The organism is Streptomyces chromofuscus, from assembly GCF_015160875.1.
Taxonomy (GTDB): Bacteria; Actinomycetota; Actinomycetes; order Streptomycetales; family Streptomycetaceae; genus Streptomyces; species Streptomyces chromofuscus.
Window position 1 is genome coordinate 916,655 of sequence record NZ_CP063374.1, and the last position, 14,259, is coordinate 930,913.

General features: G+C 70.1%; 12 protein-coding genes. 4 read left to right on the plus strand and 8 right to left on the minus strand.

Features of this window, described 5'->3' with window-relative positions:
- Nucleotides 1-15 precede the first annotated feature (15 nt).
- Nucleotides 16-498 (minus strand): MarR family winged helix-turn-helix transcriptional regulator, encoded by a 483-nt coding sequence (locus IPT68_RS04100; RefSeq protein ID WP_189701220.1) that lies wholly within the window; start codon nt 496-498, stop codon nt 16-18.
- A 279-nt stretch (nt 499-777) separates the two neighbouring features.
- Between IPT68_RS04100 and IPT68_RS04105 the strand changes: the two genes are divergently transcribed.
- Complete coding sequence (locus IPT68_RS04105) at nt 778-1,083, plus strand: antibiotic biosynthesis monooxygenase family protein (RefSeq protein ID WP_229818483.1); 306 nt, start codon at nt 778-780, stop codon at nt 1,081-1,083.
- 273 nt (nt 1,084-1,356) lie between these two features.
- On the opposite strand, the gene IPT68_RS04110 is transcribed toward IPT68_RS04105, so the two are convergent.
- Together IPT68_RS04110 and IPT68_RS04115 are read right to left on the minus strand one after the other, a co-directional pair.
- Nucleotides 1,357-2,091: a sigma factor gene (locus IPT68_RS04110; protein WP_189701222.1), complete on the minus strand. Its 735-nt coding sequence runs from the start codon at nt 2,089-2,091 to the stop codon at nt 1,357-1,359.
- A gap of 142 nt (nt 2,092-2,233) precedes the next feature.
- On the minus strand, nt 2,234-5,047 hold the full coding sequence (locus IPT68_RS04115) for a helix-turn-helix transcriptional regulator (RefSeq protein ID WP_189701223.1): 2,814 nt from the start codon (nt 5,045-5,047) through the stop codon (nt 2,234-2,236).
- A 217-nt stretch (nt 5,048-5,264) separates the two neighbouring features.
- On the opposite strand from IPT68_RS04115, the gene IPT68_RS04120 reads away from it, so the two are divergent.
- Nucleotides 5,265-6,995 carry an FAD-binding protein gene (locus IPT68_RS04120; protein ID WP_189701224.1) on the plus strand — a complete coding sequence of 577 codons (1,731 nt, stop codon included), beginning with the start codon at nt 5,265-5,267 and terminating at the stop codon, nt 6,993-6,995.
- A 40-nt stretch (nt 6,996-7,035) separates the two neighbouring features.
- On the opposite strand, the gene IPT68_RS04125 is transcribed toward IPT68_RS04120, so the two are convergent.
- On the minus strand, nt 7,036-7,440 hold the full coding sequence (locus tag IPT68_RS04125) for a winged helix-turn-helix transcriptional regulator (RefSeq protein WP_189701225.1): 405 nt from the start codon (nt 7,438-7,440) through the stop codon (nt 7,036-7,038).
- A gap of 104 nt (nt 7,441-7,544) precedes the next feature.
- Here IPT68_RS04125 and IPT68_RS04130 point away from each other — a divergent pair, with 104 nt between their 5' ends.
- Nucleotides 7,545-8,153, plus strand: a complete 609-nt coding sequence (locus IPT68_RS04130) for a malonic semialdehyde reductase (protein WP_189701226.1) — start codon at nt 7,545-7,547, stop codon at nt 8,151-8,153.
- Between the two features lie 238 nt (nt 8,154-8,391).
- On the opposite strand, the gene IPT68_RS04135 is transcribed toward IPT68_RS04130, so the two are convergent.
- The 3 genes from IPT68_RS04135 to IPT68_RS04145 form a co-directional block, all read right to left on the minus strand.
- Complete coding sequence (locus IPT68_RS04135; protein ID WP_189701227.1) at nt 8,392-9,249, minus strand: helix-turn-helix transcriptional regulator; 858 nt, start codon at nt 9,247-9,249, stop codon at nt 8,392-8,394.
- A 357-nt stretch (nt 9,250-9,606) separates the two neighbouring features.
- Nucleotides 9,607-11,073: an aldehyde dehydrogenase family protein gene (locus IPT68_RS04140; RefSeq protein WP_189701228.1), complete on the minus strand. Its 1,467-nt coding sequence runs from the start codon at nt 11,071-11,073 to the stop codon at nt 9,607-9,609.
- A 91-nt stretch (nt 11,074-11,164) separates the two neighbouring features.
- Nucleotides 11,165-11,545 carry a hypothetical protein gene (locus IPT68_RS04145; protein ID WP_228040251.1) on the minus strand — a complete coding sequence of 127 codons (381 nt, stop codon included), beginning with the start codon at nt 11,543-11,545 and terminating at the stop codon, nt 11,165-11,167.
- A 626-nt stretch (nt 11,546-12,171) separates the two neighbouring features.
- Between IPT68_RS04145 and IPT68_RS04150 the strand changes: the two genes are divergently transcribed.
- On the plus strand, nt 12,172-12,579 hold the full coding sequence (locus IPT68_RS04150; RefSeq protein WP_189701230.1) for an OsmC family protein: 408 nt from the start codon (nt 12,172-12,174) through the stop codon (nt 12,577-12,579).
- A 1,219-nt stretch (nt 12,580-13,798) separates the two neighbouring features.
- Here IPT68_RS04150 and IPT68_RS04155 read toward each other — a convergent pair.
- Entirely contained in the window at nt 13,799-14,140 is a 342-nt protein-coding gene (locus IPT68_RS04155) for a hypothetical protein (RefSeq protein WP_189701232.1), read from the minus strand.
- Nucleotides 14,141-14,259: the final 119 nt, after the last annotated feature.

Consider the following 14,259-nt stretch of genomic DNA (forward strand, 5'->3'; position numbering starts at 1 on the left):
ACAAGCGGGCTGAGATCAACGGGCGGTGACGTGGTCGACCGGTGGAGGGGTCGCGCCGCCGTCCCCGCTCCCCCTGAGGTAGCGGATCAGGTCCTCCTCGGTGTCCTCGGCGCCGAGTTGCCGTACCACCTCCTCGACCGCCTGGTGGAGAAGGGGCGAACCCAACCGCAGCACGTCGTGTGCGACGGCGGTGAGTTCGATCTCGACGCTCCGACGGTCGAGCGACGAGGTGTGCGTGGTGATCAGGCCGCGGTCCTGCAGGCGGGTCACCAGACGGCTGGTGGCGGACTGGCTCAGCCCGATCCCGTTGGCCAGGTCGTTGAGGTAGAGCAGACCCGTACCGGCCCGGACACCCTCCCGCAGGGCCCGCAGGGCGTAGAACTCGCTCACTCCCAGACCCAGGTGCCGATGAAGGTGTCGCTCCATGCGGGCCTCGATCCGACGATGGAAACGGGTCAGCCGGTTCCACTGCGTGATCAACGTGGCATCGTCACTCATAGGCGATGGCCTCCCTGCTGTCCGCAGCGTCCGACTGCTTGCTGCCGGGACGACGTCCCGGCAGGCGAGCGTGGCGGGTGAGCCGCCGCCGCTTGTCTGCACCGTGTAGACAAGACGGGGGCCGTCGTTGTGACAGAAGGCCGGCGAACGCTGGTAGGAGGCGCCGTCTCGGAGCAACGCCCAACGGCCGGAGGGCTGTCACAAGATCGAGGCGTCGTCGGTCTTCACGATATGAGTCAAGCCTTGCAGTCCAGGACCGGAGTCGATGAGCCGGTCACCTTGATCAAGAGCTACACCGTGCCGACGGCCGAAGCCGAGTACTTCGTCCAGGTGTACCAAGAGAACGCCCGGATCATGTCGACCCAACCCGGCTTTGTCCGGTCCCGCCTGCACAGGCCGCTCGCCGACGCACCTGAGACACGGTTCGTCCATATCGCTGACTGGAGTTCGGGCACCGCGCTCGACAGAGCCACCACCCATCCCGAGTGGCTCGCCTCGCTGCGACGCATGTTCGACGACCCTGACCTTCACATCACCTCAGAGCCTGCCGGCTACCGCGTCGTTGTCGAACTTCACCCCTCCTGACCCCGGCCGCCGGGCGGGGAGACAGCCCCGTCACTGGCCTCCCCGTCATGTCCGGAGGCCACCCGATGCTCCGACCGCAAGGTCGCGGTCGTGCTGGGCCTCCGGCCCGTCCGAGCTCATCACCTTCTTCGGTGGGCGCCGGCGTCAGCTGCCGCGCGGCGCGGCTCCATGGGCACGAGCCGCTCCTCCCGCGTCGGCGTCTCCGCTGGGTGTGCGGGCCGACCGGAGGCACCCGTGGAGACCGATGCACGCCCAATACCCGTCCGGCAGCGCTCACGCCGCGTGCCGGGCGGGCAGATGGGCCGGACCAGGTGATCGCTGGGCCAACGACGGCACGCGGTGAACACGGCCCTCGGGGACGAGAAGCCGCACCAGGCCTTCCAGGTCCCCGGTGTCGGCCGCGGTCCGGAACGCGGCGACGAGGCGACGGTGCGACTCGGCGGCGACTGGCCGCTCGCGGTCACGCTCGAGGCGGGCCTGCGCGCGGTGGACCACCACCCGTGCGTGCGGTGCGCTGATCCGCAGCAACTCCGCGAGTTCGGCGTAGGCGTAGTCGAAACCCTTCCGCAGCACGTAGGCGGCCAGTCGGTCCGGCGTCAGTCTCGCCATGAGCAGGGCCAGGGCCTCCTCGACCGCCACGGCCCGATCGGCACCCGCCACGGGATCCTGGGCGGACCGGTCGGCGAGGTCGGCCAACTGCGACTCGACCGGGATCTCGTGGCGGTGCCGCCCTGACTGAATCACGTTGATCGCCATACGCTTGGTGGCCGTGGTCAGGAACGCGGCCGGATTCTCGATCGTTGCGCGCTGGGTGAGCTGCCAGCGCAGCCACACCTCCTGGACCACGTCTTCGGCGCCCGTGGCGTCGCCGAGAATGCGGTAGGCGATGCGGAACAGTCGTGTCCGCTGGGTCAGGAATATGTCGAGGGCGAGGTTCAGGTCGCCCTCGTCCGGCCGGACGACCGGGGGTTCGGTCGGCGTCGTCGTCTCCGGGCTGGGCGCGGACATCGGTGACTCCACTTCTTGGGCGGGCGCCCCTCAAGGGCGATAAGTCCACCCTCGGTCGGAAGCGCCGCTCACCGCGCCCTTGTCGCCCGTGGTCGAGTCCGTGGGGACCCCAGGGGGAATCCGGGGGGTCCCGCACCGTCCCTCAGCCGGCCGGCACCTTGCCCTGATCCATGGTGTCCGTGGCCGGGGTGCTCGCGAGGGCACCCGGCAGCGCGCGACGCGAGTTGATCCCGAGCTTCGTGTACACCTTCCGCAGGTGCCACTCCACGGTGTGCGGGCTGATGAACAGCTCCGCGCCGATCTTCGCGTTCGTCATGCCGTCGGCCGCGAGCGTCGCGACCTGCGACTCCTGGGGGGTGAGGGCGCTCGCCGGCTTGTCCTCCCGCGCCCTGACGTGCTCGCCGGTGGCGAGCAGCTCGCGGCGGGCTCGCTCGGCGAACGCGTGCGCCCGCATTCCGTCGAACATCTCGTGAGCCGTGCGCAGGTGCTCCCGCGCCGGCGATCGGCGGTTGCTGCGGCGCAGCCACTCGCCGTACAGCAGGTGGGTGCGTGCCACCTCCACGGTCACACTGCCGCGGCGGAACTCCTCGATCGCGGTCCGGTAGAGACGATCGGCCTCGTCACCGTCGGCGAGGAGAGCCTGGCTGCGGGCGCCGGCGCCACGCGCCCATCCGGAGTCGGCGGCACGGGTGAGTTCGACCAGCCGGGCCAGCGAGGCGCGGGCCCGGTCGAGTTCACCGCACCGGGTGGCGGCCTCGACGTGTTCCACCAGCGACAGGCCGGTGAAGTTGAATCCATCGTGCTCGATGCCCGTGCGAGCGGCCTCCATGGCCTCTTCGTAGCGTGCCAGGCCATTGAACAGCACGCCTTGGATGTAGCCCATGGCGCCCAGCAGGGAAACCTCACCTCGTTGTTCGGCCTGGTCCCTGGCTTCTTCGATGATGCCGGCGGCGACGTCCGCCTCGCCTCGCCACGCGGCCAGAACGAGCGTCGCGTACTTGTGCGGGGCGTGGCCGGTCGCGGCGGCGAGCGCGTCGGCTTCGCCGATCATCCGGGCTGCCTCGGCGAAGTCGCCGTAGTGGATGTGCACGCCGCCGGCGTAGATGAGGGCCGGTGGCAGCGCGCCGAGCGCTCCGATGTCGCGGGCCAGGCGCACCGCGCGGCTCGACAGCGTGTCCCACGCGTGCAGGTCCCAGGCGTAGTGGATGAACGCCTCCAGCGCGACCGGCACCAGCAGAAGCCAGCGCATGGTGGCCTCCCGGGTGTCGAGCTCCTCGTGCGCGAGCAGTTCCAGCGCGCCGCGCAGTGCCGGGACACCGGTCTCGTATCCGTCCGCGAGGAGCGCGGCCACGCCGTCCAGCAGGAGATCCGCGGCCTTGGAGCCCGAGGGGGGCGCCCCGGATCTGCGGGCCGCGATCGCGGCGGCGCGGGCACCTGTGGGACCGTGGACCCGGCCCGCGAAGATGGTCGCGCTGATCGCCTCCAGGTACGTCTCCCGCGCCAGTGGCGACCCGGCGGCGGTGAACTGCGCGGCGGCCTCAAGAAGCAGAGGTGCCGCCTCGTCGCTGCGGCTGCGGGCGAAGAGGATCCTGGCCCGCAGGCGCGCCAGGCGGGCGCGATCCAGGGCGCTCAGAGGATACAGTTCGGCCACCGTCGCGAGCTCCGTGGCCCGGCCGGGCGCGGCGGCCGAGAAGTGCGCCTCGGCGGCAGCGAGGGCTCGGCGCCCCCGCGGCCGAGGGTCCGGTGTCACCTCGACCGCGCGTTCCAGCAGTACCGCCTCGGCCGCGATGCCGCCGCGCTGCCGGGCGCGGTCGGCGGCCTGCTCCAGCCCTGCGGCGACCTCCTCGTCCGGCCCGTCGGCGGCCTGGGCGGCGTGCCAGGCGCGCCGGTCGGGGTCGAGCACCGGGTCCGTGGCCTCGGCCAGCGCCCGGTGCACCGCTCGGCGTTCTTCGGGTTCGGCTCCGTGGTAGACCGCCGAACGGACCAACGGGTGCCGGAACCGGACCGACTCACCGAACTCGATCAGGCCCGCCGCCTTGGCCGGTGCGGCCTGGGGAGTGATCTTGAGAAAGGCGGCTGCGCGAACCAGCAGGCACGCGTCACCGACGGGTTCCGCCGCGGCGATCAGCAGCAGTGTCCGGGTCGCCGCCGGCAGCGAACCGAGCCGGCTGGCGAAGTCCCGTTCAACACGGCTCGCAACCGGCCCCTCGACGCTCGGGTGACGCGACGAGTCAAGGCCGTACGCCAGCTCGGCGGCGCTGCGACCACGGGAGAACTCGAGCAGCGCCAGTGGGTTGCCGTCCATCTCGGCCACGAACCGGTCCCGGACACGCTTCTCCAGCCGCCCGCCGACAGCGGCCTCGAGGAGCTCTCCGGCCGGGGCCGTGTCGAGACCGCCGATGCGCAGCGCCGGCAGACCATTGAGTGCCGCCTGTCCCTCGGGGTCGCGCACCGCGAACGCCATCGCGACCGCCTCGGCGAGCAGTCGCCGCGCCACGAACTCCAGGGTCTGCAAGGACACCTGGTCCAGCCACTGAGCGTCGTCGACCAGAACGAGCACCGGCCGCGTCTCCGAGGCACGGGTGAGCAGCGTCAGCACGGCGAGGCCGACCAGGAAGCGGTCGGGCGGGTCTCCGGCCGCCATCCCGAAGGCCACGCGGAGGGCGTCGCGCTGCGGTTCCGGCAGTTCTTCGAGCTCGTCCAGGAACGGTGCGCACAGTTGGTGCAGGCTCGCGTAGGGCAGCTCCATGTCGGCCTCGATGCCCTGCGCCCAGGTCACCTTCACCCCTGACGCCTGCGTGGCCAGGTACTGCAGAAGCACCGACTTCCCGATGCCGGCTTCCCCACGGACCACCAGTACTCGGGACCCGCCTTGGCGCAGGCCGACCAGCAGGTCGTCGAGCGCCGCGCACTCGCGATGCCGGCCGACGAGGTCCGGAAGCGGGCTGGCGATCATACGATGTGGCTCCTTGGGGGAATCCGGGGATGGAAAAATCGCACAACGGTTGTCGGGACGATCCTTGCCACGATACCTGGGACAGGGACCACACCTTGTGTCGCAATGTTGTGACGGAGTCCACGTCGGAAAATTGCTCCGAGCCTGTCACACACGGCCCCACTATCCGGTCGACCACTGCCTATGATCTTGCCCGTCCGCAGTCGCAGGAGGTCCCATGTCTTCATTCGGACACCAGCTCGCCACGTCCGTGCTCGTGGTGGGGGCCGGTGGAGCAGGCCTCCGAGCGGCCATAGAAGTCGCCGAGGCCGGTGTCGCGGTCGTCGCGGTGGACCGACGCGCGCCCGACGATGTCCACACTGTCCTGGCAACAGGAGGTTTCGAGAGGGTGCCCGCCGCCGTCGGCGGCCACGACACATGGGCACAACATGCAGCCGACACGTTGCGGGCAAGCCGCTTGCTGGCCGATCCGCGCACCGCGCAGGTCGTGGCCCGCCACGCGGCGCGAGAGTTCCACGACGTGGGGCGCTACGGCACGCTCCCCGACCACCGGGGTCATGGCGGGCCCGCCCAGCGCCAGTTCGGTGCCCCCACGTACCGCCGCACCGTGTCCACCGGCGAGTACACCGGCCCGGAGGTGCAGCGAGCGCTGCGCGAACGCGCACAGCAGCTCGACATCCCCGTCCTGTCCAACGTGTACGTCACTCGGCTGCTGGTCGACGACGGGACGGTGTTCGGTGCCTATGGATTCGACCTCGTCGACGGCTCGCGCTACCTCGTGCACGCCGACTCCGTGATCCTGGCGACCGGGGGGCACACGCGCATCTGGCGGCGTACGTCCTCGCGTCGCCACGAGAACACCGGCGACGCCTTCCGCCTCGCCGTCGAAGCCGGCGCCCGGCTGCGGGACCCAGAGCTGGTGCAGTTCCACCCCTTCGGGCTGATCAGGCCGGAGAACGCGGCCGGTGTGCTCGTCAGTGAGGCGGCACGCGGCGAGGGCGGGGTCCTGCTCAACAACCTCGGTGAGCGGTTCATGACGCGCTACGACGCCGAGCGCATGGAGCTCGGCAGCCGGGACAGGGTGACCCTGGCGTGCTACACGGAGATCCGGGAGGGCCGCGGCACGCAGGCCGGCGGCGTGTGGCTCGACCTGTCCCACCTGCCGCGTGAGACGGTCCTGACGCGGCTGCCGCGGGTGCACCGGACCCTGTTGGACCTGCAGATGCTCGACATCACCCACGACCCGATCGAGGTCGCGCCGACTGCCCAGTACTCCATGGGCGGTGTCCGGGTCCGGCCCGAGGACCACAGCACCGATGTCATCGGCCTCTATGTGATCGGGGAGGCGGCCAGTGGTCTGCACGGTGCGAACAGGTTGGAGGAGAACTCCCTGATCGAACTGCTCGTCTACGGCCGGATCGCCGGCCGGGCCGCGGCGGAGTACTCGGCCGGGCTCACGGCCCAGCACCGGTCGCCGGCGGCGGTACGCGCCGCTGAGGCGGACGTGAACCGGCTACTGGCCGCCGACGGCGAACAGAACATCCGCGCGCTGCTACGGTCGGTGCGCCACCTGATGACGGAGTTCGCCGGTGTGGTGCGGGACGAGAGCGGGCTCGCCACCGGGCTCACCGGACTCGACGAGATCGAGGACCGCATGCAGAACGCGGGTGTGCACATCGACATCGGCGGCTTTCAGGACCTCGCGTACGCCTATGACCTCAGGTCCGCCGTTCTCGCCGCTCGCGCGACACTCGAGTGCGCGTTGGAGCGACGGGAGACACGGGGGTGTCACAACCGGTCGGACCACCCCGATGTCGACCCGGACCTGAGCGTCAATCTGGTGTGGTCCCCGACGGCCGGGGTGCGCCGCGAACCCGTCCCGCCCATCCCCACCCACATCGCCGAGTTGATGCACGACGTCTCAGCCGACGCCGAGTCGCTCGAGTAGGAGACTGCGCGGTCCCGTCCTCGGTGGACGGCCGAGCCGCCTATCCACGGCCGCCGCGCTGCGAGGCCGGCGGCGTGTCCGGCAGGTGGCGGGACGCCCACCCGGCCAGCTCACTGAGGATGGGCATCAGAGCCTTCCCGTCCGGGGTGAGGCAGTAGCGGACCGTGACGGGCGGGCCGGGCTCCACCTCGCGGAGAGTGAGACCAGCGGCGGACAGTTCGGAGAGCCGCTCCGAGAGGACGGAGTCGCTGATGCCTTCCACCGCGCGCCGCAACTCGGCATAACCCAGTGGTCCGTGCTGCAGGGTGGCAAGGATGACGCCGTTCCACCGCTTGCCGAGAAAGCCGAACGCCTTGATCAGCGCGCCGTCACAGGCCGCCGGATGATGCTGTCCCGCACTGGCGCCGCCCAAGGCAGCCGATCGGGTGTCCTTTGCTTCCTCCATGCCCTCAGGGTAACCGGGTGCTATCGTGCGTGAGGTCACTCTGTTTTCCGTAGCGGCCAGTATTTTCGCTGCTACTCCATTACGACGAGTACGGAGATTCCCGCATGTCCGTCCCCGCAACCCTTCCCCGCATCAACGACGAGGCCCGCGCTGCGCTCTTCACCGACGCACGCACCGTGTACTCCTTCGCCGGCACACCCGTGGACGACGAGACGCTGACCGGCATCTGGGAGCTCGCCCGCTGGGCCCCGACCGCCGCGAACATGCAGCCACTGCGTGTCCTGTACATCCGTACGCCCGAAGGCAAGGAGCGCCTGCTCCCGCACCTCGACGAAGGGAACCGGCCCAAGTCGGCCTCCGCGCCCGTCGTCGCGGTCCTTGCCGTGGACAACCGCTTCCACGACCACATCCCGCACATCGTGCCGATCCGCCCGGAGATGAAGGACCACTTCGAAGGCGAGCCCGCCCAGCGCGAGGGCATCACGTCCTTCAACGGGCCGCTCCAGGCCGGCTACTTCATCCTCGCCGTCCGCGCCTCCGGTCTGGCCGCCGGACCGATGGCCGGCTTCGACCCGGCCGGGATCGACAAGGAGTTCTTCCCGGACAGCGACTGGCGCTCCATCCTCGTCGTCAACATCGGCCACCCGGCCGGCGCTCCGGAGTTCGACCGCATGCCGCGCCTGGCCCACGAGCACGTCCTCACCTGGGCCTGACACCCGGGCACAGCCATGGCCCCGGTACCTGCTCGCACCCTCCACTTCTTCACGGAGCGGTGAGGGCCTCGGCACGTGTGCCGGCGCGAAACTCCCCGGCGCGCGGAAGATCCGGGACGCCGGGAATCGACCCCGTCGGCACCAGTCGATGCACGTCGAGTTCGGCGGACCTTCCCGTGCGGACGGCGGTGGTGGACTCACGGCACACAAGGGGCCGGCGTTCCACTCGTCGTCTTCCTCACGGTCCGCCCGTGACGGGCGTCCCCGGCGTGATCGGCAGGAGGGACAGCAGCCGCAGGCTGGTGTGGCTCTCGGTTCCCGGAGTCGCGGTGTAGACCACGAGCCGCTGGGACTGGTCGGGGTCGACCAGCGTCTGGCAGTGCAGTTCCAGCGTCCCGACCTGCGGATGCCGGAAGCGCTTGGAGGCGCAGTAGGGCCCCAGCACGGGGCGCTCGCGCCAGATCTCGGCGAACTCGGGGCTTTCCCTGTTCAGCGCCTCCACGAACTCGGCAGCACGCGATTCGCCGCCGTCACGGGTGTAGGCGCCGTGCAGGTCCGCCACCATGAGACGACTCTGCTCGGCGTGGTCGTCCTCGGGGTGGATCAGGCGGGAGGCGGGGTCGGTGAACCAGCGGTAATGGGCACTGCGTGCGAGTCCGGTGTGGGCCGTCTCGTCACCCAGCAGCGCCACCGCCGGGCGCGTCTGCTTGAGCGTCTCGCCCAGGTGGTTCATCACCTGGGCAGGGGTGTCCTCGAGCCGGTCCAGGATGCGCATCATCCCGGGATTGATGTGGTCGCCGCGCCGGGTGCGGTGTGGCAGGGCGTGGCCGGCGAGCTGGAAGAGGAGGTCGCGCTCCTCCAGGGACAGGTGCAGTCCGCGGGCCATCGCGGCGAGCATCTGCTCGGACGGATGGGGACCTCGCGGCTGCTCGAGCCGGCTGTAGTAGTCGACCGACATGTCGCAGAGTGCCGCGACCTCCTCGCGTCGCAGGCCTCCGGTACGCCTGCGACGGCCGCGGGGCAGCCCGACGTCCTCCGGTTGCAGGGCCTCGCGGCGCGCCCGGAGAAAGGCTGCAAGTGCTGCCCGGTCCGCCATGGTTGTCCTTTCTCACGGGGCCGTGCCGCCACGACGGGATGTGCCGGTGCACGGATGTCCGGGACGGGCTCGCGGGAACGGGAGAGGGCTCACGGGATGCGTGCGCCGCATCGGCGCGGCCGTCGCTCATGACGTCGACGATGTGAACAATGCGGCCAGGACTCCTCATTCCCCGGAACAGTGTGTTTCCCCGGGCCGGCCAGGTGGATCGAGGGGGAGGATCTCTGGCAGCGTTGTTCCGCCGCAGGGCCTAAGGCGCCGGCGGCCGTGGCGAAGGTGTGTTCGTCCACGGCCGCCCTCCATTCGGACCGGGCGACGAAACCCCCGCTGTCCGGGGGGTGACGGCGACGCGGTCCGTCAGCGGGTGATCGCCTTGGTCTCGAGGAACTCCTCAAGACCGGCACGGCCCATCTCCCGGCCGTTGCCGGACTGCTTGTACCCGCCGAACGGGGCCTGGAAGTTGTGCTGTCCACCGTTGACGTCGACTTGGCCGACGCGCAGGCGCCGGGCGATCGCCACGGCGTGGTGCTCGTCACCGGTCACCGCGGCGTTGAGTCCGTAGATCGTGCCGTTGGCGATCTCGACGGCGTGGTCGTCGTCGACGTAGGGGATGACGACGAGGACCGGGCCGAAGATCTCTTCCTGGGCGATGACCGACTCGGGGTCGACGTCGGAGAAGATCGTGGGCTTGACGTAGGCACCGGTCTCGAAGCCCTCCGGCCGACCGGGGCCGCCGACCACGAGCGTGGCGCCGTCGGCGATGCCACGCCGGATGTAGTCGTCGACGCGCCGGCGCTGGGTCTCCGAGGCGAGCGGGCCGATCCGCGTGGCCTCGTCGGCGGGATCACCGACGACGTATTCCTCGGCCGCTGCCCGGAGCTTCTCGACAACGGTCTCCTGGAGGCCCTCGGGCACCAGCATGCGCACGTAGGCGCCGCAGGCCTGACCGCCGTTGGCCCAGGCGAAAGCCAGTCCGCGAGCGACGGCGGAGTCGAGGTCGGCCTCGGGGAGGACGATGTGGGCCGCCTTGCCACCCAGTTCGAGTGCGACCCGCTTGATGGTGCCGGACGCGGCGACGGAGACGCTTCTGCCGGCGCGGGTGGATCCGGTGAACGAGATCATGTCGATCTTCGGATGGCGGGAGAGGGCCTCACCGACGACCTGGCCGGTGCCCTGCACCACGTTGAACACACCGTTGGGCAGACCCGCCTCGGTGGCGATCTCCGCGAACATCCGGGCGCTGAGGGGAGACAGCTCCGAGGGCTTGAGGACGACGGTGTTGCCCGCCAGCATCGCGGGGACGACCTTGGTCACGAGCTGCTGGAGCGGGAAGTTCCACGGGGTGATGGCCCCGACCACGCCGATGGGCTCGCGGATGACGAGCGAGTTCTCGACCACCTCCGTCCACTCGAACTGCTCGGCCGCTGCGATCGCGGCCAAGGTCGACGCGACGGGGAAGCCCACCTGTGCCTGCCGGGAGAAGGCGATCGGGGCGCCCATCTCCTGGGTGATGGTGGCCGCCAGTTCCTCGCTGTGCTTCTGCAGGCCCTCGGCCAGGCGCCGCATGACGTCCGCCCGCTGCTGCGGAGACGTCGACGCCCATCCGGGGAAGGCGGCGACCGCGGCCTCGACCGCCGTGTCCAGGTCTTCGGCCGTGCCCTCCCGCACCGCGGCGATGACGGATTCGTCGGCGGGATTCACCACGTCGATCAGCGGCCCGGAGCCGGGGACGGCGCGGCCGTCGATCCAGTGGGACGGAGTCGGGAAGGGAACCTCGGGGTTTTCGTTCATGCGGCCAAGAGAACATCGCTCGCCGCGGGGCATCCATGCCTTCCCATGCCCATGATCCGCGTCACTCGCATGGCATGCCCCGGCCGGTCGGCGGGACAGTGGTTCCGCACACCACGGCCTACGGTCACCAGGAGCCGTCCAGGCACGTGCGCCCTACGGCATCCACCGTGATCCTCCGCACCTCGATGTGCTCTGCCGTCGCAGGGATTCCGCCCCGCGCCCGCCGCTCCTGGGCGCTGTTGGCGCGCTCCATGGCGGCGTGCACCGCTTCGGGGACGTCATGGGCCTCGTCCACCACGTAGTACATCCAGATCACACGGGACGCGCTGGGCCGGAACGGCACGCCGATCAGCCATTTCTCGGGCTGCGCGAGCCCAGCGTGGAAATGGGGCTGGGGATCCCGCTCCGTCCGGTCTGCAACGCGGGGAGCGGAGTCGGCGGCAGGGGTGCCCTCCTCCACGGAGAACCCTGTGTCGGCACTGTCCCTGAAGATGGGACGGTCCATATCGAGCAGCATGCGATCTCGTCTCCTCTCCGCCTCCGATGTCACGCCGGTTCGTCCTGACCCCCGGAACATCAGCGCGTAGCCAAGAATTAGCGGTTCCTCCCCTTCTGATGGAATAGCCCTCCGATATGTGACAAACAGCACGAAAGTGGAGGTGAGTGCGGGGGGGGCGGACGCCACCGCCAAGGCCGCTCACCTGCCGAGCGGCAGGACGCCGTCGAGCGGGCGGTCCACCTGCTGACGGAGACGCTGCCGCCGGGGCGACGCGCGGCCCGAAGTCGGCCTCGTCGCTGCCGACGACCTACAGGGTGACCAGGTGCTCGATCCCGTTCGACCGGGCGGCGGAGATCAGGTGGCCGGTGATCCGGGAGAAGAAGTCGACGGCGGCCTTCTTCCTCGTCGTGACGATGTTCGTCCCCCCCTCCGGACAGGGCGCACACGGCTGTGCACGGCCGTGCGGTCGGTGCGCGGCACCCGCAGCCGTACCGCGTCGATGCCTCGCGGCATGAGGCCCGCACGGTTTTCCCCTCGGGCCGGCTGTCACACGCGCGCACGCCGCTCGGTCACTGCGGAAGAGGGACGAGCCCCACACCATGGTCCCCGCGCCCCGGCCGAGAGGAAGACCCATGACCACGCGCCTCGTGTCCGTTGCCGAAGGCAGACGATTCACCCGCTCGATCGCGATCGGCACGCACACACTCACGGCCGACGAACCCGAGCCCATCGGCACCGATGCCGGTCCCACCCCGGGAGAGCTGCTTCTGGCCGCGCTGGGGTCCTGCACTTCCATGGCTGTGCGGGCCTACGCGGACCGACACCGCTGGCCACTCGAGCGTATCGACGTGGCCGTGCGGTTCGCGGAACAAGGACGCATCGTCAAGAACGTCGGGCTGACCGGTGACCTGGATCCGGCTCAGCGGGAGCAGTTGCTGGCAGCCGCCGGACGCTGTCCCGTGCACCGCCTGCTGACCAAGGACCTCACGATCGTCACCGTACCCACTTTGCTGGCGGAACCGGACGCGTCTCACGCCTAGGGCCTGTCGTTCCGATCAGGTCGCAGGGAGTCGACGGTGCTGATCGGTGCCGGTGAGCAGGGTCAGGACGTCGTCGCCACGCCTACGCGTTGCATCGAGCCGATCTCCTTGCGGGAGGAGGTGCCCAGCTTCGCGAAGACCTTGCGCAACGGCATTCGACTGTGTGGCGGCTGAGGAACAGTCGGGCGGCGATCTCCCGGCTCGTGAAGCCACCGGGGCACGTCGCGCGATCTCGACCTCTTTCGCGGTGAGAACCGCCGACGTCGGAGCGGCCTGTTTGCGTACCTTCACCCCTGCGGCCTGCAGCTCCCGTCGCGCGCGCTCCGCGAATGCCTCGGCCCCGGCTGCGCCGAGCATCTCGTGTGCCTCGCTCAGGTGGGATCGAGCCTCCGCCCGTCGCTGTTCCCGCCGCAGCCACTCACCGTAGCGAAGCCGTGCCCGGGCGCTGTCCATGCCGGCCTGCGCCGTGTCCAGCTGCTCGATCGCTTCCTGATGCAGGCTGTCGGCGGCCCGCCCTTTTCACCAGGGCACGAGTGGCTGCGGAGATGCCGAGCGCCCAACGGGTTCCGCTCACCTGGGCCATCTCCTCCCACGTCCGCGCAGCCTCGGTCGCACGCGCGGTCCGCCCAGCGTGCGGCCGCTTCGACGAGTTCCACCCGGGACTGGAGGGACAGTGGTCGAGCGGACCGGTGACGACCGATTCGAGGAGTCTGCGGGAGTCGTGCTCGTTCAGTCCACGCACGGCGAGCTCGGGCAGGTCGGCGAAGATTGCGCGGGATCCCGGACTCGCGGACGGCCAGGACGAGCAGAACCGATTCGGCGAGCAGCCGGCGGGCGACGAACTCCAAGGCCTGGGCCGACACACGGTCCAGCCACTGCGCGTCGTCGACCAGGCAGAGCAACGGCTCGTCGCCGACGGTCCCGGCGAGCAGACTCAGGGTCCAGGCTGACCAGAAAGCGGTCGGGCGCATCACCGACCTGCATCCCGAACGCCGTGCGCCCTTGTGAGACGCGATCCGGTCCCGTTCCTTCCGGCCCGCCGTCATCCGCTTCACCGCGCTCGTCGTTCCGACCTGGGCAGCGCTTGCCGAGGAGCGGGACGACCGCGCAGAACGAACCGGCGGGACACCGTTCGGGACGCGCATCCCGGCCGGCGCGCACGTGGCTGGAAGCCTCTGCTACCGACCCGCGCGGCACCAACCGATGACGCCTCGACGGATCAGGTCACCGATCCCACGACGACTGCCGTGCACACGAACGTCAACACGGTGATCACTGCCATGGCGATCAGTGTCCCTCGCAGCCATCGCCCGAACCGAACGCGGTTCGCCGCCTCTACGGCGCCGATGCTGTCGGCGATGTGCTTCGTCACCAAGCGGGCCACGTACTTCTGCTCCTCGAGATACCACAGCTCGATATCCCTCTTCTGCGCATGGGTCAGCCCGTCCGTCTGCTCGGTGAAGGCAGCCACGCGTCGGCGAGCGGCACTGAGATGAGCCGCCCGGTACAGATAAGCCTCTATGTCGACCAGTCCACGAGCGGCCTGCTCGTTCGTGTTCATGATGCTCTCCCAGAGTCCGTGGCCCGGTGCTCCGCACACCGCGCCCTTCGCGTCGGTGCACCCCATGAAGTCGGTTTACCCATGGAGTGGACCGATGAGCCCGGCCACGTGGGACTCGC

Bases quoted from the DNA above. Each gene is read 5' to 3' on its own strand.
- IPT68_RS04100 (WP_189701220.1), bottom strand. From the start codon at position 498: ATGAGTGACGATGCCACGTTGATCACGCAGTGGAACCGGCTGACCCGT.
- IPT68_RS04110 (WP_189701222.1), bottom strand. From the start codon at position 2,091: ATGTCCGCGCCCAGCCCGGAGACGACGACGCCGACCGAACCCCCGGTC.
- IPT68_RS04115 (WP_189701223.1), bottom strand. From the start codon at position 5,047: ATGATCGCCAGCCCGCTTCCGGACCTCGTCGGCCGGCATCGCGAGTGC.
- IPT68_RS04120 (WP_189701224.1), top strand. From the start codon at position 5,265: ATGTCTTCATTCGGACACCAGCTCGCCACGTCCGTGCTCGTGGTGGGG.
- IPT68_RS04125 (WP_189701225.1), bottom strand. From the start codon at position 7,440: ATGGAGGAAGCAAAGGACACCCGATCGGCTGCCTTGGGCGGCGCCAGT.
- IPT68_RS04130 (WP_189701226.1), top strand. From the start codon at position 7,545: ATGTCCGTCCCCGCAACCCTTCCCCGCATCAACGACGAGGCCCGCGCT.
- IPT68_RS04135 (WP_189701227.1), bottom strand. From the start codon at position 9,249: ATGGCGGACCGGGCAGCACTTGCAGCCTTTCTCCGGGCGCGCCGCGAG.
- IPT68_RS04140 (WP_189701228.1), bottom strand. From the start codon at position 11,073: ATGCCCCGCGGCGAGCGATGTTCTCTTGGCCGCATGAACGAAAACCCC.
- IPT68_RS04145 (WP_228040251.1), bottom strand. From the start codon at position 11,545: ATGGACCGTCCCATCTTCAGGGACAGTGCCGACACAGGGTTCTCCGTG.
- IPT68_RS04150 (WP_189701230.1), top strand. From the start codon at position 12,172: ATGACCACGCGCCTCGTGTCCGTTGCCGAAGGCAGACGATTCACCCGC.
- IPT68_RS04155 (WP_189701232.1), bottom strand. From the start codon at position 14,140: ATGAACACGAACGAGCAGGCCGCTCGTGGACTGGTCGACATAGAGGCT.